The sequence below is a fragment of the Lysinibacillus sp. FJAT-14222 genome, assembly GCF_001278875.1.
Taxonomy (GTDB): domain Bacteria; phylum Bacillota; class Bacilli; order Bacillales_A; family Planococcaceae; genus Lysinibacillus; species Lysinibacillus agricola.
The window spans coordinates 61,717-82,692 of sequence record NZ_LIYL01000045.1 but is presented as its reverse complement, the minus strand read 5'-3'; the positions used below and the strand labels follow the sequence as shown (position 1 = coordinate 82,692).

The following is a 20,976-nucleotide window of genomic DNA, read 5'->3' as shown; positions in this document are numbered from 1 at the left end:
TCCGGTGCAATACCGAACTCGTTTTACACAAGCTGCCTAATGAAATAACCGTGTCTAACTTTTAGGGGTCACTTCACAATCTGTATTGTCGGTGTCATCTTTTTCAATGTCGATAGTATTATTGTTTATTTAGTTCATTTATTTTTTCATATATACGGCGCTTACGATAGAGCATGATTCCTGCTTCAGCAACATCTTGAATCATGCCTTTATTTGCATAGGCACCGAAAATCATCCCAGCTATCGGAATCATTTGAAACAGTTTTTTCCACCCGAACTGATCGCGATACGTAAAAAATACTTCCTGCCAGCCTTGAAGCTGCGAAATCATATTTTCCGCTGCATTATTCGTATTATGCATGGAAGAAAGTTCCTTCAATATCGCTTCTTTGCCGACAATATCAGCAGAGGAGAATTGGAGACATTTAACGATGAAAATTCGTTCCATTTTATCGTTTGGATCATAGCCATGAATTATCGCAATCTCTTGCAATGTTTTTAAAGCCATTCCTAAAATAAAAGGAATATCAATAGCTAATGTGAAGATACCACCAAAGCCAGTAGAAGCACCTTGTACAATTGCTAATTTTACGCGTTCATTTTGTAGGTTATCACTTAGAGCAATCATATCCTCTAACGGAATTTGTCCAATATCGGATATAGCAAAAATATTATGAAACGAAGAATTGTTACGGATTTTCTGCAGCATAGCTTGTTCATTAATTAAGTATTGGCCACCTGATTGAATATAGCTCCCTAATTCATCAACTAGTAATGCTATCTTATTTTGAAGAAAAGCAGGCGTCATCTTATCTAAGATTTTAAACGGAATGCGACCTAATTTCTCCCAAAACCATAAATCCTTTTGATCTTTCTCCCATGCTTGAATTTCTCGTAAATGCTTTTCTAATTGCTCGAGATTCTCCATTGTGTCTTTTCCCCTTATAGTTGCATTTATTTTTAAATACGAGGAGATTTATAAAAAGGTTTCGTTAGTTTTTATATAATTTAAGAAGTAACCCATTAGCCTAAAAAGCAAGAGGGATATACGGTGGTGTGAGAGGTTCACTAGTCAATTAATTACTAGTATCCATTTCGATTATAATACCTCATTTATTTTCTGATTATTCAATAATGTATAGTTTACGATACATTTTGTATGTGATACTCTACATTCAGAGGTGGATAAATTGAAAAAAGGCAAAGTAAATAACAATGTACGCCAATATCGACGATTAATCGATCTAACACAAGAAGAATTTGCTCAAAAAATTGGTGTACACAGACAAACGATTATAGCAATTGAGAAACAGAAATATGAGCCGTCAATTGGTGTAGTATTAATGATTTCTTTAGTCTTGAAGGAACCAATTGAAAAATTATTTTTTTTTCATGAGGAATAAAGAAGTAAGGAGGAAATTAATATGCGTTCAAAAAAATGGATGGTCTTAATTTTTTACACATACTTATTCTTATCGGCTGGATATTTAAGCTATTCTGCGTATGATAGAGGTGATAATTTTTGGATTATTTGGGGGGTATTATCTATAGGTTTAGGTTATCAAGTTATCCGATTCTTAATTGATAAAAAGAAGGATGAATGGAACACTAGTTATGTAGTGGCGGATCAACGAATTTTAGGGAAAATTAAATTGTCGTTGGCTATATCTTATTTATTTATTATGGTTTTTTTGATAATCGGAGCGTATGGAATTCAACAAGGTTTTTTTATATTTGAAGCTTTTGATACGATAGTTGCGGCTATTATTTTTAGTTTTTTGGTATTTATGATTTCTCAAGTAGTGCAACAATTTATAGATTAACGATTCTAGGTTGTTAATTTTCATTTTAATTCTTCTATATATGGTGTACGTACTATAAAACACTATATAGGGAGGAATTTTTTTATGACAATTATGAATGCATTATCTTTAAACGCTTGAGAACAACAGATGGTAAGGCCATGGTCTGCAAAAAACTTCATCTTCGGTCTAACGCTTAACTAAAAAGAGGGGGATTTCAGAAAGCCATACTATAAATACCTTATATCAGGTTTTATAGTATGCTCTTATTATTGAATAAAATTTTATGAAAAGGTTGTTATTTTCGTATTGTTGAATCTCTTTATTATACCTAAAGAAAAGGAGATGTGTTTCAGGGAAGGTCGCTACTCCTGGTATAGAAGCAGCTCAAACTAATCAAGTAGAAGTAAAGTATCGGAATTAAGCTGTCGTGGATGATGACCAAACTGTTGCAAGTAACGCGATCCCTTCATTGATTTGCTCGAGGGTTAGCCCACCATAGCCCATTATGACCATAGCATGTTTAGAGCCTTGTTGATAGGAGGTTAAACATGGATAGACTTTGATTCCTACCTCCTGGGCCAACCTAATTGCATCCTGTTCAGCAAGCCTTTTTGGTAACTTCATAACAATATGTAGCCCAGATTTTTCACCAATAACTTCGAATTCCTTAGAAAAATTTACGTTAATCGCTGCTAGTAAAGCTTGTTGCTTTTTACGATAAATAGTCCGCATTTTGGCTAAATGCTTATCGAATAAACCTTGGGCAATAAAATCGGCTAACACAAACTGATCTATTTTTGAGACAACAGATTTTTGCTCCTGATTAAATAGCATAAATTCTTCGACTAACGATTTAGGCAAAATCATATAACTAATGCGCAGCGATGGAATAAGTGTTTTAGAAAATGTTCCGAAATAAATAACACGTTGCAGCTGATCCATTTTTGTTAAAGAGGGGATAGGGAGCCCCTTATAACGAAATTCTGAGTCATAATCATCCTCAATAATATATGCCTTCTCAGAAGTAGCCCATTGCAGAAGTTCTGCACGCCGTTCAACAGGCATGACCATGCCAAGCGGAAACTGGTGTGCGGGTGTTGTGTATAACATGTGGATGGATTCTTTCGGTATTGTTACCCCTAAGTTATCAACAGGAATAGCATGAGTTGTTAATCCACATTGTTGCAATGTTGCACGTACTCTTTTAAAGCCAGGCTCTTCTAAGCCAACATGTGTTTTTGGGCCAAAAAAGTGACATAGAGCTTGAAGCTGACTTTGTGTACCACTATAAACAAACACTTGTGATGCTTCACAAGCAACTCCTCTCGAACGTTCAACATAACGAGCGATTTCCGTCCGTAAAATAGTCTCTCCTTGCCAGGGACTTGTCGTTAAATTATCCACATTGAAATGCTTTTTCAACAGCTTATGCCAGATGGAAATAGGAAAAGCTTCCTTATCCACATGTCCATTATGAAAGTCAAATTTTATAGTATATGTAAGTGGTGTTGTAGCTGTGGATATTTGCTGCTTCAGCTGCTGTCCCCATTCGAATTCAAAGGGCGCTATAAAATAACCAGAGCGTTCCTTACTGTAGATATAACCTTCAGCTAGTAATTGCTCATACGCCTCTTTAATCGTATGGATACTAACATCAAGCGTTTTAGCAAGTGTTCGTTTAGAAGGTAATTGCTCATGGGCCAGTAGTTTTTTTCTTAAAATTGCTTGTTTAATTTCTTCGTAAATTTGTACGTATTTCGATGTATCTCCAGTAAATGAGATCGATAGCTCCAAAATATTGCACCTCCTGGTATGGTCCATTTTTTAAAATTTGGTTCTATCTATCATATCAAAATTGCCGTTAAATATTAAAAAAGGAGTGAAGCGAAATGAATTTTATAGCGTTGGAAAATGAAGTAATATTACTTAAGCCATTAGAACTACAGGATGTGCAAGGAATATTCGAAGCTGGTAGTTATCCAGAAATTTGGTCACACATGTCCACAGCAATAGAGAAAATGGGCGATGTGAATAACTTTGTGGACAAGGCATTAGAAGCAAAACGTGAAAAAACTGAATTTCCATTTGTGATTGTGGATAAAAAATCTGGACAAATCATCGGTTCGACTCGGTTTATGGATATTGATGAAACGCATAAACGGCTTGAAATAGGTACTACATGGATTACACCTGCTTTTTGGCGTACTACCATTAATACGAATTGCAAATATTTATTATTACAATACTGCTTTGAGGTACTCAATCTACAGCGTGTACAACTTAAGACAGACCATGAAAATTTACGTTCCCAAAAGGCGATAGAACGTTTAGGAGCAACAAAGGAGGGGATCTTACGTAATCATATGGTGCGTAAGGATGGCACAACTCGCCATACAGTGATGTACAGCATTACGCTACAAGAATGGCCACAAGTGAAAAAACATTTGCAGCAGCTGCTAGTTGATTCCACTAAAAAAGGATAATGGAGAAAGTATTATAGCTCATCACCGAAAGTTGTGGATGACATTTTGTTAAAACGTATGTCATGTGGATTTTGTTATAGTTTGAAACATTTGCCAATAGATATCGTCAAACTTACGTATGAATAATAGTGCGAATATTAAAAACTTCAGGAGGGATTGTGTTGAAACAGATTTTACTCTTGGTTACTTTAGTGCTATTAATGAGTGGCTGTGTGGATGGGGACAAATATAGTTTTTCAGAAAGTGGAGATAACTGGGAGATTCTTTATGAAGTAGTAGTTACAAACGATGTTGAGCAACAAACTGCTGGGAGTATTAAGTATATAGGAGATAACAAAGCTCCAGAAACGATAGACTATAAAATCCAATATAACAGTTTGGGGCAAGGAAGTAGCGATGAGGAAAGCCCATTGAAATTTGGAGCCGTTAAATTTAAAAATATAACTTGTGGAAACTGCGAAATTATCCAAAAGGATGATGAAATTGAAGTGGAAATAATGTGGGAGGGACAAACAGAAAAATTAATATTAACAACTGACAAATGACACCTCTTAAAGCGTTGTCATTTTTTTGCATAAAAAATCATTCCTTAGCGTTCCTAATGGATACGTATTTTCACTAACGGAGGCTTTACTTCAAAAGATGGGATTCCACAAAATCCTATCTTTTTCTTCTTCAACTAACGTAAGCACTTTAGTTCAATAAGCATCACTATTTTATTTGGTTATTTTTAAATCTTCTGTATAATTTTAGATAGCGATATTTAACTTTGAGTATTTCTAATGAATTATTTTGGGAGGGGAAAATTTGTTATATTTAGCTTTATTAATTGGCATCGTTTCAATTGTAATTACGGATAAGCTTACTCAAGCTTTTAAATTATCAAGCATTTGGGGGCTGATTGGTCAAATTTGTGCATCACTTGTAATAATAATGGTCGGCAAACTTGAGGTTAGTCATATTAATCTAGGTAATCACTTCGAATTAGGATATTTGACGATTCCATTTACTTTATTATTTCTTGTAGGTTTTACAAATGTAATGAATATAGAAAAAACGCAAAATCTTTCAATATTGTTGTTGCCATTCGTTTCTTTAGTGTGTTTATCAATAGCAGCTTTCTTCATAGGCTATTCATTTGTTTTAGTAATGGGAATTTGTTCGAGTTTAACGATTATGTTTATTCTGCTATACGGCTATTTTACTGGTAAAGTATTTGTAGGAAGAACGCTTACTACGTCAATAGGTTTCATAATAGCCGTGCTTTCAATAGCCCTCATTAAGACATCTATTGTAACAATTTATATTCCGTTATTTACTTTAGCACTACCGTTCACTTTATATTATTTTGTTAAAGATAAATTTACGAGTATACAATCAATTACAGTTAGCACTTTAACAGCTATATTATTTGGTGTATTAATGTTCATAGTTCCTTTTCATATAATGTGGTATCTCGTTGTTGGGTTAACGATTATTTTGGTTATTACGCAATTTTCACGTAAATATCGCTTTATTTAGAAATTAAAGTTCTTCGGGGGCTTTAGTCCAATAAGAATTAAACAACTTTAAAGAGCCTTACTGCACACTAAATTGTAGCAAGGCTCTTATATTTTTATAACAAAATTAAACAACTTTATTATCGTTTTACATCACTTTGTTTGTTATAAAAATTTCATAATCATTTTATCTTTCGGAAAGTATTTTTTAATATGCAAAAAACATCATTTTTCAGCAGAGTAAGATGTTTTTACTTTAGCCGCAGCTTCTTTTAAAACTTTATTATAATGTTAAACATCTTATAAAGTAGTTATTATAATTGGGTAAATTATTTAAAACTTGACTTTTAATAAAAATTAGTCGACCATTCTTTTTTTATAAATAAATCCTGCTACAATCCAAGTAACTACTGACCATACGATGATAGTAGCGATTGGAATAATGACATCCATTGTTGTGTATGTGCCTTCTAGAGCATCTGCTAATAGCGTCAACTGAGAACTTGGTAACCACTTTGCAATTTTTAAAATAGGAAAGGCAGACGATAATGCTAGGGCAGAAGAGCCAAACCCGAAAATAAGGATAACAGGTAGAATGATAAGAGAGCCTTCCATAACTGTTTTGGCGAATAATCCACATATTGTTCCTATTGCAATATAGAACACAGCCGAAAGTATTAAAGCAATAGCTAAGATGAAAAGATTAGCTGGGCTATAGCCAACAATGTAAATAGAAAATGCTACAACTGCCATTGTAAGGATAAAGACAAACAAGCTTTTACCAATTAGTATATCGCCAAGTGAAGCAGGGGAAAGCATGAGACTTCGAAGTGTGTTTTTCTCTTTCTCCTCTGCAATTAGACAGCATTGTACATAGGCAGTCACAACAGTAAACGCCATATTTATTGTAAGGAGACAGGTTGCGATAGTAGCATTGCCCGATTTATTAAGAAAAAATGCCATAACAAGTGGCATAAGTATCATAACGGATACCGCATAGTTACGTGAAAATTCCTTGAAATCCTTCATTAAAATGGCCTGAATACGTGTCATTGACATGTTCATACTAAATCACTCCCTGTTATTTGCATAAAAATATTACCTAGTGTTGGTTCGTTCGTATAAATGCGAGAAACTTCGTTCGATTGCATCCAATGAAACAGTTTTTCAGCATCTTGTTGTCCAGTTTGGATGACTTCACAAGCACCATTTTTTAATTCTACTGTAATAGATTCATCGCCAAACTCTTTTTTCAAATCCTTTGGCGCACCAATTGCTCGAATTTTACCTTTATGTAAGAAGGCGACACGATCACAAAGTATTTCGGCTTCACTCATATCATGTGTTGTTAAAAATATTGTCGTACCCATCTCATTTAATTTACGCAAGCCATTATAAATATGTTGTGTATTAACAGGATCGAGTGCAGAAGTTGGTTCATCTAAAAATAATAGTTCCGGTTTATGCATGATGGCACGTGCTAGCGTAACACGTTGCATCATTCCTTTAGAAAGCTGACTAATTTTCTTTTTACGATCAGCGTATAAGTTAACAAAATCCAACGCCTCTTTTACTGCTGATTTAGGTAATTGATATAAGTTACTAAAGAGTAATAAATTCTCCTCAATTGAAAGTCGTGTATATAGTCCGCTATTATCTGTTAAAATACCGAAGCGTTTACGATTGTTGCTTTGTTTCATCTCATTTGCTGGGCGGCCAAACAATAAAACATCGCCAGCAGTTTCTTCAGTTTGTGCCGTTAATATTTTAATAGTAGTAGTTTTTCCTGAGCCGCTAGGTCCAAGAAAGCCGAATATTTCTCCTTTTTGAATGGTAAAGGAAACATCCTGTAATGCTGCTTCCTTATTAAATGTTTTTTTCAAATGCTGAACATTGATTACTGCGTTCATTTGAAAACCTCCCTGTGTTGTTGTTGATGTCTCAACTATAAGGGACAATAGAGAGTTCAACATTAAATTACAGGTGAAAGGCAGTAAAATGACCATTAGTGGAGAAATATTTCAGCTGACAGGAGTCGTTTATTTCCTGGGAAATCTACTAAATTCCGAGTATTTCTTTTAAATCTGCGAGCTTGTTTTTCGACAAAGGTACTATTGCTTTTTCATTGCTATTTAAGGCTAGGCTGTAGCTATTGCGAGTCCACGTAATGATTTCCCGTACCTTTTGTAAGTTAACGATATAAGAGCGATGACTTCTAAAGAAGCCGAACGGTGTCAATTTTTGTTCCAGCTCATTTAATGATAATGTACATGGGTAGGCTTCACCCGCAACATACAGTGAAACAACACCCTCAACACTTTCGATATAATCGATTTCAGGGGGATTAAATAAAATGATCTTATCATTTTTCTTTGTAGGGATTTTATCAAGTCGAATCGGTGCATTTTCAAGAGGGGGAGAAACTGGTTCGGTTTCATCCTCTTTCATATCTAATGCGTGTAAGCCCATTGTATCTAGTCTATGTATTTCTGTACTCGAAATAATTAAATCCTCAAGATTATTAGACAGTAAAATGACTGTTTTATTCTGTTTTTGTAAGGCATCCAATAACTGAATGACTTTTTGCTTGGAAAACTCATCTAGATTTTGGAATGGTTCTTCTAAAACTTGTATCTGTGCTTGATGGAGATATGTATGAATTAATTTTAATCGTTGCTTTTCCCCATTGGAAAGCTTGCTGATTTTAATACTCTTTTGTTCCGTTAAAGCGAATAATTTCAATAATTCCTCCATCTTTTCAGAAGAAGTATGGAAAAGCTTTAAGCAAAATTGGATATATTCTCGAACCGTCAATCGCTCATACAAGGCACTTTCACGAAGGTGTGTATATGTATTGCTTTGCTTTGTAAACCATTGTATTAATGTATGGATTTTAGACACATCTGTGTAGATGCCGATAATACTGCCTGGCTGCAACGATAGGTGAAAGTTTGGATAAATGACATTTCCTCCTTCTATGTAAGGATCAATAATCATGTTTTCATTTTGGTTCATTACTTTGTCCTCCTTGACTGCGTTCAGTTTGCAAAAAGTGTAAAATTTCAGCGTGTGCGTGTACATAACTTTCACGACTATAGTGCAAATTATGGTAGTCCATAAAACCATGCTGACCTGTATATTGTCTCGTATGAACAGTCGGTAATATATCGAGTTTTTTCTTTAATTCATGGACATTAAAGCTTTTCTCATGACTTGGTAAAATAACAAGCGTCGGACAAGAGGGGATTACATCCAGATATTGGCGAATACGTGAACCATAAACGCAAACGATTCCCTGTAATGGGAGTGTTGATAGTCTCCAAGCTAATGTTGCCCCTACACTAAAGCCAATTAATAGCACTTCATCATAATGTGTCCTAGCTTCTAATAGTTTTTTGGTTAGTTTTTCGAGTGGAGCATCAAAGCCAACTTCGTTTATGAAATACTCATAGGCTTCTCGTTCTTGTTCATATGGAAACATTTTATTCTCTAAATATAAAGAAATGCACTCAACTGTAGTGCTGGCGTTACTGTATGCTTCAGCTTGCTTTTTTATAAAATCGTTCACTCCATAAATTTCATGTAAAATAAATATTTTTCTTTTCATGTCGACCTCATCTTTGCTTTTTCAATAGTGTACCAAAAAGTAATCATATCGTATATTTGGGGATTTTTAGGTTCTTTTTTATTATTTTAAAATAATACTTTTGGAATTATTGTTTTTGTCACAAATTTTGAAAGAAACAGATGCACTGATTAAAAAGAGGGGTTGTACCAAAAATAAAAAATCTGCTCAAAATTATGTGGCTAGGACCACAAAAAAGAGAACAGATTTTTTAAAGAATAGTTTATTTAATTACGTTGGACATAAAATCCTTCATTTCCACACTAAGCGTACTAAGTTCATCGATAATTTCACTAAAGTCATGAACAAGTTGTGCCTGTTCATTTGTGGCACTATTTACTTGAGTCATGTTTTGTTTTAAATTTTCGAGATTATGATTGATGCTTCGAAGCGAAGATTCAATATTATCAGTAGCAGTAGTTGTTTCAGTAGAAAGCTTGCGAACTTCTTGTGCTACTATATTAAACCCAGCACCGTGCTGACCTGCTCGTGCTGCCTCAATCGATGCATTTAATCCAAGTAAATTTGTTTGACGAGAAATACTTTTAATTAAATCGGTAACACCATTTGTTTTTTCAGCATCCTCTAAAGCGAATTGTGCCTGTTTGTTTATTTCCTCACTAGTTGCAGCTAATTCTTCCGAATGGGAGGCGATTGTATGTACTTTATCCTGTAAGTTTTGAATAATGTCATTCATAGTAATGATATATTTCTCCATTTGGAGAGAATGATCAATAGGTAGTCCAAAAGCTAGTGCACCAACGACAATTCCTTTTTCACGAATAGGAAAAGAATAGGCATTAAAATCCACTCCATATACTTCCTTCGGTACAGATAAATCATTACTTTGTCCCTTAAGCGGGAGATGTAAATTTGCATCGTCAGGGTGAATTTTTTGTCCAGTTTTATAACCAGCATCTAACCGTTTCCCAGGTAAATAAACAACGATGCTCTCACTTTCTTTATCCACTAATGCCATCATGGCCTCGCCTTTCATAGCTAAATGAATATAAGGCATGGCCATTGATAATGCTTCAATAATATTCATAGTACCCCCTTAATAGTAAGGCTCTGTTAGATTAACATTAACCTTCTGATAAAATCGTAATTTTTCGAAAGAAACACTTCTTTAATTGTATGAAAAAAGGAGGGAAATAAAAAGACTTACTTAAGACTATTTTCCTTTCAAAATTTACGAAAGAAGTTTCTATACTGCTTAGTTATAGAAGAAAATTAGGATTCTGAATGAATGGATTTAGATTTTTTACTATACATGGACAAAATAACACAAAAAAATAAACGGATAATTACATGTACTCAAAAAAAATGTTTTGCTATCATTTTATTTGATAATGATTATCATTATCGTATAATGGGGTTAAAGAAGATAATAGTGATGCTTGATGATTTTAGTTCAGCGCAATTCTATTGTGGAAGTGGTTAGTAACAAAATGAAAGGTGTGTAAGCATTGGTAGAAAAAGAACTATTTGATGTAACAATAATCGGTGGGGGACCAGCAGGTTTATATTCCAGTTTTTATAGTGGCTTACGTGAGATGAAAACAAAACTTATTGAATCACAGCCACAGCTTGGCGGAAAAATCCATGTCTATCCAGAAAAAATGATTTGGGATATTGGTGGTTTAACACCAATTACAGGAGGACAGTTAATTGACCAGTTAATTGAACAAGCCTTGACCTTCAATCCTTCTATTTACACAGATGAAAAGGTTACTTCTATTGCCAAAAATGAGGAAGGACATTTCGTTATTACAGCTGAATCCGGAAATATTCATTATTCAAAAACTGTGATTGTTGCTATCGGTGGTGGCATCTTAAATCCGCAAAAAATTGAGATTGAGGGTGCAGAGCGCTTTGAAGTGTCCAATTTAAATTATACGATTAAATCATATGAGAAATTTAAGGATAAAGCGGTCATTATTTCTGGAGGCGGGAATACAGCAGTAGACTGGGCGTTAGAATTAACGGAAATTGCATCAAAAGTATATTTAACTTATCGAAAAGAAGCGTTATCTGCGCACGAGGCTCAAATAACAGAACTATTAAATAGCACGATTGAATGTCACTTTAATTCTGAAATTACTAAGCTTATTGCAGACGATCAAGAAGGAATGATTAAAGCTGTTGCTTTAATGAATCATGAAACAGGAAACACAATAGAAATTCCTGTAGATGAGGTTGTCATTAGTCATGGCTATTTACGAGATAAAGAACTGTTGGATAATAGCCCGCTAGCAATTGAACGGATAAGAGATTATTTTATTGCTGGAACAGTTCATAGTGCATCTTCAATACCTGGACTTTATGCAGCCGGAGATATTTTGCATCATGAAGGTAAAATTCATCTAATAGCAGCCACTTTCCACGATGCCCTTCATGCGGTTAATAGTGCGAAGAAGTATATTCAACCAGACGCATCAGACGGTGGTATTGTGTCTTCACATAATGATATTTTCAAACAGCGTAATCGTAAGCTTTTAAAGGGAATTTTACAGTGAAAGCGAATGGATAAAACTTAGCATTGAAAAAGGGTATAACAACAATGGATATGCAAGATGTAATTGATTTATATACAATGGCGCCATTAACATTTGTTGATGTGATTACAGAGAAAATTACTTCTGAAACTCTATTAACTAGCTATAACACGATGCGAGACGCAGGTGGTCTAATATTTCCGGTAACAGGTACAGCGAAAATCCTTATTGACGGAACATATTACGTATTAGATAAAGGAAAAATTATTCATGTTGGTCCTAATTTAAATATACAGCGTATTGTTGCGAATAACACAAAATTTAACTACGCAGTTATTCATTTTAAGTTGCCAGATGAATCAATAGCTGAATACCCTCTATACAATAGTCATTTTGCTATTGAAGTAGAGGATAATATGAAGTTGATGAATATGTTACAGCAGTTGATACAAAATTACCTTATCCGAAGTAACTTATCATTTCTTCAATCGAAAGCGTTATTTTTGAATATTTTAGAGGAAATTATTTTATTAGTTAAAATGATGGATTACCAATATAAAAAAGAAAATATATCGGTAATCATGGAGTATATGCAAGAGAACTTTGCAAAAAACATTACGGTATTAGATATTGCTAGTCAATTCAATATAGAGCGCAGAAAGTTAACCTATATATTTGAAAAAAGAATTGGAGTAAGTCCTACTGCATATTTAACCGATTTGCGTATTCAAAAATCCAAGCTTTTATTAAGAACCTCGGGTTTAAGCATTAAAGAAATCGCCGAAAGAGTAGGGTATATGGATTATTTTTACTTTAGCCGTGTTTTCAAAAAAGAGACAGGCTTATCACCTACTCATTTTCGCAAACATATGAATTAAGCAGCACCTGATGGAAAAAATTCATCAGGTGTTTTTAGTGTTGAAAAACAAAATGGCTTAGGAAATCTTTGTGAATGTTGAGGTGCTCTAAATGATCAATGATAGCGTGTTAAGGTGTCATTTTAAAATGTATGTCATGTGAAGTGGTTGATTGGAGCGAAGTGAAGCGGCTCATCGGACGCCCTCAGGAAAGCGCCCAGTCAGAACGGAAATCAACCACTCGCTTTGCCGGAGCAAACTTTAATTATTTAATTTTTCTTTCGCAAAACCTTAACATAGCTTTCTCTTTTTTGGACAACCTAAACTAGAAATAATAGCATGAGGTGATGATCATGAAAATAGAAAGGTCGTCCGAATGGGAAGAAGGCTTTATAAATAAACTTAATCATCTTGATAAGTGGGATAGTTGGACATTGTACAAGATGAATTATGACATTGTGAAAATGAAATTAATTACTGATTTCACAGGTTTACAGGCGACAAAGTATTTACCAAATTTAAAGCCACTTAGACACCAGTTGGATGCAGCAGAAACAGTGATTGAACGTATGAATGGAAAAGCGATTCTGGCTGATGAGGTGGGACTTGGTAAAACAATTGAAGCGGGTTTAATTTTAAAGGAGTATCTTATCCGAGGACTTGTCAAAAGAGCATTAATATTAGCTCCAGCATCTCTTATTAATCAGTGGATTGAGGAATTAAATTTAAAATTCCATATTCCAGCAATAGCTTATAAAAAAAACGTTCCGATAGAGCGCTACGATGTCCTTATTATGAGTATGGATACTGCCAAAAAGAGTCCGCACAAAGAGCGTATTTATGAGCAGGATTACGACATGATTATTATCGATGAGGCTCATAAACTAAAAAATCATAAGACTCAAATTTATGAATTCGTACAAGGTTTAAAGAAAAAGTTTTGCTTATTATTAACGGCAACACCGATTCAAAACGATGTCTTTGAATTATTTTATCTTATTTCTTTACTTAAGCCTGGTCATCTTGGCAATTATGATACATTTCAATCTGCATTTTCAGCAAGTAAGCATGATTTAGAGCATGATGATTATTTAAAGGAATTAGTTAATCAGGTGATGGTGAGGAATAGGAGAGAGGACACAGGCATTGAATGGACAAATCGCCGCGTTCAAATTGTTCCTATCCAATTCACGGAGGAAGAAGAAGAAGTTTATGCTTTGCTCGGATCGCTTCAAAATACAGGCTCTTTTGCATTAATTACATTGCAGAAGGAAATGTGTAGTAGCAAAGAGGCAACAGCTTTAACATTATCTAAAATGCTTGAAGACAATCCACAATCGCAAGAAATTGAAGAAATACTAGCAAAATTAATGTCTTTAGAAGTGAACTCAAAGGCAGAAAAGACACTTGAAATAATTGAACAGGCAAAGGATAAAGTAATTATTTTTACAGAGTATAGAGCTACTCAAATTTATTTGCAATGGTATTTACATTCTAATGGTATAACGAGCGTTCTTTTTAACGGTAAATTTAATAAAAATAAACGTGATTATATGAAGCATTTATTTAAGGAAAAGGCACAGGTTCTAATCGCAACAGAGGCAGGTGGTGAGGGAATTAACCTTCAATTCTGTCATCATGTCATTAACTACGATTTGCCTTGGAACCCTATGAAGCTGGAGCAACGAATTGGTCGTGTACACCGTTTAGGACAAGAGCATGATGTTCATATTTATAATCTGGCTATTGCAAATACTATTGAAGAAAACATATTGGCATTACTTCATACGAAAATTGATGTTTTCGAAAAGGTAGTAGGCGACTTAGATGCGATTCTAACTAACTTCAAAGAATCTGTATAGTGTAGGGGAGAAGAACCATGTATCCACAGCAAGTTCATAGTTATTTACGACAATTTTTCACAGAAAATGATTGCTGTATTTTAGGAGAAGACCATCATTATCTTACAGTGCAATTAACGGTCGATATCGATAAAAAAATAATGAACCGACCATTTTATTGGCAATACGTAGAAGCTACAAATGGTGAGCCAAATCCAGCTCAAGTAACTTTCATTACAAATCAAACAGTATCAGCTGGGAGCCTTTATGGCGAAGTTATTCATTTCGGTTCGCCGAGAATGAATCAGCTTTTTCAAGCAACAAGGGAGCTAGGAGCTTATGTTCAGCTTTTTGAAAAGGTGGATAACGAAATAGGGCAAGTTATCCTTACTCCTTGGCTTGGTGTTAATTTTAAAGTGTCGTATTGCTGCGACCGAACGAAAGAAATGCTTTATTCATTTGGCATAAACTTGCTAACTGGGATCATAAAAGAGGATTTTCACGAGACGATATGTACATCTGAATTTGACACTGTTCTAGCAGACAATGCTTTTCATGTACAATATATCATTAAGCCTCTTAGAGCACTTGAAAGATTAAATGCTACTGTTGAAAAGATTATTGAACGAGATGACCATTCATGGGCTACTGAAGCAAAAAAACGATGGCAACGTGATCAGCGAGTACTCGATTATTTTTATGAAGAGGAAGAAGACAAGCCAGAATGCTATGACATCGAAAAGAAGGCATTAGAGGAACAATACGATACGAAAATTAAAATAGAAATTATTAATGGTGGATTATTTTATCTTTATTAAACGAGGAGCTGTCCTAATAGTAGGGACAGCTCCTTGCCATTTAACTTCTTTCAGCGGGTGTCAAAACACCCGCTGAAAGAAGTTAAGCCTCCGGCGGATGTCACAGAATCGGAAAGGAGTTCACATAGGATGTTAGCCTAAAATCATCGCATCCATGCGAAAACGGCTAACTGACCTGCGTCATGCAGGCCTAAGCACAAAGCCGATTCGGAACGCAATAATGCCGAGGCATTATTGATTATTCTTCAAAAATACTTTGTAGTTGTGCCAATTTATTATCCCAAAATAAATCAAAGTACTGTAGCCAATCTTCAATTTCTTTTAGTTTTTCGGCATGTAATGTATATATTTTTTCTCGCCCCTTTTTCTGAGCGGAAACTAGTTCAGCCTGTTCAAGAATTTTTAAATGCTTCACGACAGCAGTTCGGCTTATAGAAAAATTCTCAGAAATAAGTGAGATGGGTTTATCACTTGCAGCAAGTAGCTGTAGGACATGACGTCTTGTCGGATCTGCGATTGCTTGAAAAACATCATACTTAACAGCAAGCTGTGTCATTGTGATTCCACAACCGCTTTTAATTTTTGACCGACAAGCATTGTCCAGCCGCCATCCATATTTTTTCGAACAGCCTCAGTAGGCATTTTAGCTTTAGGAATGATATGTGAAGCTTCTTTCCACCCACCATGTGTTAACGTGAATTCTGTTTGCTCACCAATTTCTTTCAGTTCAAAAGTGATAAACCATCCATCTGTATCCCATGCAAAACGAACAAAGTTTGGAGCATCTATTTGTTCAACTCGACATGGTGAAGGGCCAAATGGTGATTGTATTGTAAATTCATGACCTTCAATTGGCTGAAAATCATTTGGCATAAGCCAAGAAGCAATCTTTTCAGCGTCCGTTACTGTTTCCCATACTTTTCCGATTGGTGCATTGAGTGTCACTGTTTTAACAATATTCTCTAGTTTTTCAGTCATTTAAAATGAACTCCTTTACAAAAAAAATATAACCCTAAGGTGTTACGATCATATAACACCTTAGGGTTATATGTCAATTATAAATAATTTGGGTAAATCTTCTTTCGCGTCTTTTAGTATAGCTATACATATGCTAATATTATTTTTATAATTTTCTGACGAAAAGGGGGGCGTTAAAATGGTGAACATATCAGTTTTTTTAGTAATGTGTATTTTATTAATTATTTTACCTGGCCCAGATACTGCCATCGCGACAAAAAATACACTTACCGTAAACAGAAAGGGAGGCCTACAGACTTTACTCGGTTCGTGCTGTGGATTATTGATTCATACGTTTGCAGCAGTTATTGGACTCTCCGCGATTATTGTAAAGTCAGCATATGTATTTGCCATTTTAAAATACGTCGGAGCGGTCTATTTATGTTATTTAGGTGTCAAAACATTATGGGCATTACGAGCAATGCGCACGCAGTCTCCTGTTGTGCAAGACGAGACTCAAATTGATCATAAGTATTCGCATCAATCATGCTTTAAGCAAGGTTTCTTAACGAACGTGACAAACCCAAAGGTGGCTGTATTTTTTCTAACATTCTTACCTCAGTTTGTAGATGGCACGAGCGGTACATTTATGCCGTTTCTTATAATGGGGTTAATATATACTGCGTTAACAGGATTTTGGTTTGTATTCTATGTTTACCTGTTGGATAAAATCAGCGCATTTATGAAAAAGCCAACGACGAAGGCTGTTGTCGAAGGATTGACAGGCGCAGTATTAATTGGCTTTGGTATTAAATTGGCATTAGAAAAAGCCCACTAAGATTTTATTAAAAGTCAACCTTTTAACTAAATTCGTTAAAATAATTGGACCTAAATAGAATGTTATACATTTTATTTAGATTTGAAACGGATTTAGTTTTATAAAAAAGATTGATCATTTATAATAAAGTTTGATTAAAAATCCTGTGTTGATATGCAGGATTTTTTTTGTTCAACAAACGGGCCATTTTGCTGAACAAATTATGCTAAAGTTGAAATAATAGTAAGGCAAAAGAAGGGAGATTCTAATATGGATTTAGCTTCGGAAATCGCTCGCACTTTACTACCTCTTGTAATAGTAGGTGGAATTGCGGTATTCGTAATTAAAAGACTGGAACATAAATATAAGAAAGGCTCCTTGGGTAAGAAAAAATCAAAAGGCGCTCAAAATTTATTAGATAGTTTAATACCATTGGGAATGTTGAGTGGTTGTGTTGTTGGTATACTCCTTAGCATATTTTCCCCAATCTCTTTACTTTCTGCAATTCCTTTAGGAGCTGGAATAGGTTTCTTATTTGGATACTTTACTTATGAAATTTATAGCAAAAAAGAATAAAGATTTATAAAGTATACAAAATAAACGTTAATAACGTTCCCAAATGAAAGTTAGGTAACCACTCCTCCCCATTCAATTGAATGGGGGGAGTTTGGGTTGTTTATAATCAGTATGTCCGCAAAAATTTGAAAGAGAAGGGAATGTTTCTTTATGCCGAGACAGAATAATCAAAAAAAAAAATAAAAGACAAAAGGCACCGAGAAAAGTAAAACTCGATGCCTTTTGTCGAAATCCGAGGGCAAATCCCCCTTTTTAACCACAACGTTTTTCACTTTAATTCGTTCTCAAAGCGCTTTCGTAATACTAATAATTTGTTAGCGGAAGAAATGGATTGTTATCTTTAAACACAAGTAGCTCATATTTACTTTCAATATAATTCGGACAAAACTCAAACCAATACAATTTCCAACCTCCTATAACAAGAATTTGTGTTCCCATCCTAATGTTTTTCTTAGTCATTGTAAAAGGTTTAATCTTTTAATAATTTCATTAGAAAAAGTTAACCACAATAAAAATGCACATTACTAAAAAATGAATTAGTAATGTGCATTCTTATTAAATGTGTAACATTGTAAACGAAATATTGTCTGATAAGATTTAATGTACAATTACTTGTACTTAATCTTACAGAGTAAGGCCTTTTTTTTACGAAATCTTTAGAAGTTTAACTATGATCATTGATATCTATCCCTTTTTCATTCCAATAAAATCGCATCGCATGTGCGAGCCACTCATCTTCCTCTGATGAAAGAGGGGACGGGAAGAGCTGGGCATTCTGCTCAAATTCAATATCTTGATCTTTAAGATTTTTCACCAGCTCAATAGTGCCGGGGTACAATTCAAGAGATAGCTCGAAGTACTGCTTTAACAATGATTGAATATGAGGATTACCTGGATCCTGACCATAAGCTGCTTTTAATTCACTGTAAACCTGTGCCATCTTTTTGTTTAGCTCCATATGCTTTTGCTCAGGTATATTAAACATTTCCTCAACCATATCTTTTGGAAAGTAACTTGATAGCCATTCTTTTTGTTCTTCTTCTTTGTGAATATTGTGGATAAGCGTCATAAAGATATTTGCGTTAATAGTGCCTTGCTCATCCATCATAAATAGGGCATGATCCAAAGTCCGAATTACACGATTAAGATGCTCTTTTTTTTGAAGCATCTCTTGCTTTTGAAATTCTAGTGATTCTTTTAAATCCCAATCCTTTAAATGGATTAATTCATGGATTTTTTCCAATGAATAGCCTAGAAATTTAAGTGACACGATCTTTTGTAACTGCATGATATTTTCATTTGAGTAAAACCTTTTGCCAGTTGAAGATGTAAAGGATGGCTTCAATAAATCAATTTCATCATAATAATGCAAAGTTCGTATGGTTAACCCTGTTTTTTTAGCAAACTCGCCAATCGAGTATTGTGTAGACATTGTATGACCTCCTCGTTACTTGTTATCTCCATTGTAAAAGCTAACGTAACGTGAGATGCAAGAGGAAAAATGTATTTTGTAATAAAACATATGCCATGTATATAAGTTGATTGGAGGGGGGGGTGGGCACGCCCAGGAAAGCGCTCAGTCGGAACGGAAATCGACTAACGTTATGGTGATAATCAAAAATTTTAAAAAAATTACCCTTTTGTAAAAATGTCATCTCTAACTTTTGGTGTGATGAACCAATATTTGTCTAAATGATTTAAAGGATCTTTTTAGCCTTTGAAGGGTACAAAAAAACTCCACGAAAATGTTTGTATTGCATTTCGTGAAGTTTAAATACTTTATATTCGGCTAGAAGAAAAGGAAGCCAATGCTAATAATAATGCCCGTAAAGATTAAAATGAATAAACAAAAGCCCATTATATCCCTAGCCTTTAAGCCAGCTATTGCAAGGGCTGGTAGTGCCCAGAACGGTTGAATCATATTCGTCCAAGCATCACCCCACGCGATAGCCATAGCAGTTTTAGCATAGTCGGCACCTAAAGTAGATGCAGCATCTAGCATAATAGGAGCTTGCACCGCCCATTGTCCACCGCCTGATGGAACAAAGAAGTTAACAAGTCCTGCTGAGAAAAATGTGAACAAATAGAAGGTATGTTCATTAGAAATATTAACGAACCATTCTGAGAATACAGCAGCTAAACCAGAAGCGGTCATCATGCCCATAATCCCTGCATAAAACGGAAATTGAAAAACAATGCCTGTTGTTGTTTTAATCGCATCTTGTGCAGCAGCAAGGAAACGCTGTGGTGTCCCGTGAAAAAGGATACCTAACACAATAAAAATCGTATTAATCACATTTAAATCAAGGACAAAACCTTTCGTAATAAAATGATGTAATAAATATACAAGTCCAATAATACCAATTAAAATTGTTAAAATATAACTCCGTTCAGAGCGGCTGGCAAAACTGTTTTCGGGCTTAGGCAACTCTGTTTTTTCTTCCACTAATAAAGCAGGGTCAACCTCAACCGTCTCCTCTTCCTTTGGCATCATCCAACGATTAAACAACGGCAAAGTTAAGACGATAACAATTACTATAAATAAGTTATATGTTGAAAATAGTGTAACATTTGTTGGTATGATACCCATAATGTCAGCAAACTTATGACCTTCAGTCGCAATAGATAATGGAATTGAGCCAGCTAATCCACCATGCCAAATAACAAAGCCTGAATAGGCACTGGCGATTAATAAGCGATAATCTACTTTTTTAACATGACGAGCAATTTCCTTTGCAAAGAGGGCACCAATGACAAGTCCAAATCCCCAGTTAATCCAGCAAGCAATTAATGATACGAATGTAACAATGATAATAGCCATACCTGGTGTTTTTATTTTACTTGCAATGGCTGATAATCCCTTTTTAAAGACAGGACTATTCGCCAAAATGTGACCTGCAGCTAAGACAATCACCATTTGCATTGTAAATTCTAATAAATTCCAAAAGCTACCTCCCCAAAATGTCACCATATCGAGTGGAGAAGAATCTGTTAATGTAACCCCTAATAATAATGTTAATACCGTGAGTATAGTGACAAAAATGTATGGATCAGGTAAATATTTTTCCATGATAGCGTTAGAAATTCTTGTTAGTGTTTTCATGTTAGAAATCCCCTTTCCTTTTCTGCCATCCCTTAATGCTAATTGTACATAGAAAAATGAATATTTAAAGATAAAAACGGAATTAAATACAATAATA

The 20,976-nt window shown here is 34.7% G+C and carries 22 protein-coding genes; 11 read left to right on the top strand and 11 right to left on the bottom strand.

Annotation, left to right across the window (positions count from 1 at the left end):
* Nucleotides 1-118: 118 nt before the first annotated feature.
* Nucleotides 119-928, bottom strand: coding sequence for an EcsC family protein (locus AN161_RS18840; protein ID WP_053595882.1), 810 nt, complete (start codon nt 926-928; stop codon nt 119-121).
* A gap of 253 nt (nt 929-1,181) precedes the next feature.
* On the opposite strand from AN161_RS18840, the gene AN161_RS18835 reads away from it, so the two are divergent.
* Both AN161_RS18835 and AN161_RS18830 read left to right on the top strand, forming a co-directional pair.
* Entirely contained in the window at nt 1,182-1,403 is a 222-nt protein-coding gene (locus AN161_RS18835) for a helix-turn-helix transcriptional regulator (RefSeq protein ID WP_241774603.1), read from the top strand.
* A gap of 21 nt (nt 1,404-1,424) precedes the next feature.
* Nucleotides 1,425-1,823, top strand: coding sequence for a hypothetical protein (locus AN161_RS18830; protein WP_053595880.1), 399 nt, complete (start codon nt 1,425-1,427; stop codon nt 1,821-1,823).
* A gap of 399 nt (nt 1,824-2,222) precedes the next feature.
* Here the strand turns inward: AN161_RS18830 and AN161_RS18825 are convergent, their stop codons facing one another.
* A complete protein-coding gene (locus tag AN161_RS18825; RefSeq protein WP_053595879.1) occupies nt 2,223-3,599 on the bottom strand; it encodes a PLP-dependent aminotransferase family protein in 1,377 nt (458 codons plus the stop codon).
* A 95-nt stretch (nt 3,600-3,694) separates the two neighbouring features.
* On the opposite strand from AN161_RS18825, the gene AN161_RS18820 reads away from it, so the two are divergent.
* The 3 genes from AN161_RS18820 to AN161_RS18810 all read left to right on the top strand — a co-directional run bounded on the left by AN161_RS18820 (nt 3,695) and on the right by AN161_RS18810 (nt 5,809).
* Nucleotides 3,695-4,288, top strand: a complete 594-nt coding sequence (locus AN161_RS18820; RefSeq protein ID WP_053595878.1) for a GNAT family protein — start codon at nt 3,695-3,697, stop codon at nt 4,286-4,288.
* A gap of 161 nt (nt 4,289-4,449) precedes the next feature.
* Complete coding sequence (locus AN161_RS18815) at nt 4,450-4,833, top strand: hypothetical protein (RefSeq protein WP_053595877.1); 384 nt, start codon at nt 4,450-4,452, stop codon at nt 4,831-4,833.
* Between the two features lie 262 nt (nt 4,834-5,095).
* Entirely contained in the window at nt 5,096-5,809 is a 714-nt protein-coding gene (locus AN161_RS18810; protein WP_053595876.1) for a UDP-N-acetylmuramyl pentapeptide phosphotransferase, read from the top strand.
* Between the two features lie 335 nt (nt 5,810-6,144).
* Here the strand turns inward: AN161_RS18810 and AN161_RS18805 are convergent, their stop codons facing one another.
* The 5 genes from AN161_RS18805 to AN161_RS18785 form a co-directional block, all read right to left on the bottom strand.
* Entirely contained in the window at nt 6,145-6,852 is a 708-nt protein-coding gene (locus AN161_RS18805) for an ABC transporter permease (protein WP_053595875.1), read from the bottom strand.
* Nucleotides 6,849-7,697 carry an ABC transporter ATP-binding protein gene (locus AN161_RS18800; protein WP_053595874.1) on the bottom strand — a complete coding sequence of 283 codons (849 nt, stop codon included), beginning with the start codon at nt 7,695-7,697 and terminating at the stop codon, nt 6,849-6,851. Before AN161_RS18800 ends, AN161_RS18805 begins: the two co-directional genes overlap by 4 nt.
* A 148-nt stretch (nt 7,698-7,845) precedes the next feature.
* Nucleotides 7,846-8,802, bottom strand: coding sequence for a LytTR family transcriptional regulator DNA-binding domain-containing protein (locus AN161_RS18795; RefSeq protein ID WP_053595873.1), 957 nt, complete (start codon nt 8,800-8,802; stop codon nt 7,846-7,848).
* Entirely contained in the window at nt 8,789-9,394 is a 606-nt protein-coding gene (locus AN161_RS18790) for a dienelactone hydrolase family protein (protein ID WP_053595872.1), read from the bottom strand. Before AN161_RS18790 ends, AN161_RS18795 begins: the two co-directional genes overlap by 14 nt.
* A gap of 241 nt (nt 9,395-9,635) precedes the next feature.
* Entirely contained in the window at nt 9,636-10,460 is an 825-nt protein-coding gene (locus AN161_RS18785; protein WP_053595871.1) for a methyl-accepting chemotaxis protein, read from the bottom strand.
* A 421-nt stretch (nt 10,461-10,881) separates the two neighbouring features.
* Here AN161_RS18785 and AN161_RS18775 point away from each other — a divergent pair, with 421 nt between their 5' ends.
* The 4 genes from AN161_RS18775 (at nt 10,882) to AN161_RS18760 (ending at nt 15,426) form a co-directional block, all read left to right on the top strand.
* Nucleotides 10,882-11,931: an NAD(P)/FAD-dependent oxidoreductase gene (locus AN161_RS18775; protein WP_053595869.1), complete on the top strand. Its 1,050-nt coding sequence runs from the start codon at nt 10,882-10,884 to the stop codon at nt 11,929-11,931.
* A gap of 44 nt (nt 11,932-11,975) precedes the next feature.
* On the top strand, nt 11,976-12,788 hold the full coding sequence (locus tag AN161_RS18770; protein ID WP_053595868.1) for a helix-turn-helix domain-containing protein: 813 nt from the start codon (nt 11,976-11,978) through the stop codon (nt 12,786-12,788).
* Nucleotides 12,789-13,120: 332 nt separating this feature from the next.
* Nucleotides 13,121-14,629, top strand: coding sequence for an SNF2-related protein (locus tag AN161_RS18765; RefSeq protein ID WP_198926914.1), 1,509 nt, complete (start codon nt 13,121-13,123; stop codon nt 14,627-14,629).
* 17 nt (nt 14,630-14,646) lie between these two features.
* Entirely contained in the window at nt 14,647-15,426 is a 780-nt protein-coding gene (locus AN161_RS18760; RefSeq protein ID WP_053595866.1) for a YqhG family protein, read from the top strand.
* A gap of 238 nt (nt 15,427-15,664) precedes the next feature.
* On the opposite strand, the gene AN161_RS18755 is transcribed toward AN161_RS18760, so the two are convergent.
* Nucleotides 15,665-15,982, bottom strand: a complete 318-nt coding sequence (locus AN161_RS18755) for a metalloregulator ArsR/SmtB family transcription factor (RefSeq protein WP_053595865.1) — start codon at nt 15,980-15,982, stop codon at nt 15,665-15,667.
* The gene (locus tag AN161_RS18750; RefSeq protein ID WP_053595864.1) at nt 15,979-16,404 is read right to left on the bottom strand and encodes an SRPBCC domain-containing protein; all 426 of its coding nucleotides are present in this window, start codon (nt 16,402-16,404) and stop codon (nt 15,979-15,981) included. The genes AN161_RS18755 and AN161_RS18750 overlap by 4 nt, the downstream gene beginning before the upstream one ends.
* A 178-nt stretch (nt 16,405-16,582) precedes the next feature.
* Here AN161_RS18750 and AN161_RS18745 point away from each other — a divergent pair, with 178 nt between their 5' ends.
* Both AN161_RS18745 and AN161_RS18740 read left to right on the top strand, forming a co-directional pair.
* Entirely contained in the window at nt 16,583-17,221 is a 639-nt protein-coding gene (locus AN161_RS18745; protein WP_053595863.1) for a LysE family translocator, read from the top strand.
* 249 nt (nt 17,222-17,470) lie between these two features.
* The gene (locus tag AN161_RS18740; RefSeq protein ID WP_053595862.1) at nt 17,471-17,776 is read left to right on the top strand and encodes a hypothetical protein; all 306 of its coding nucleotides are present in this window, start codon (nt 17,471-17,473) and stop codon (nt 17,774-17,776) included.
* Nucleotides 17,777-18,440: 664 nt separating this feature from the next.
* Here AN161_RS18740 and AN161_RS18735 read toward each other — a convergent pair.
* Both AN161_RS18735 and AN161_RS18730 read right to left on the bottom strand, forming a co-directional pair.
* Entirely contained in the window at nt 18,441-19,208 is a 768-nt protein-coding gene (locus tag AN161_RS18735; RefSeq protein WP_053595861.1) for a MerR family transcriptional regulator, read from the bottom strand.
* A gap of 357 nt (nt 19,209-19,565) precedes the next feature.
* Entirely contained in the window at nt 19,566-20,879 is a 1,314-nt protein-coding gene (locus AN161_RS18730; RefSeq protein WP_053595860.1) for a short-chain fatty acid transporter, read from the bottom strand.
* Nucleotides 20,880-20,976 lie beyond the last annotated feature (97 nt).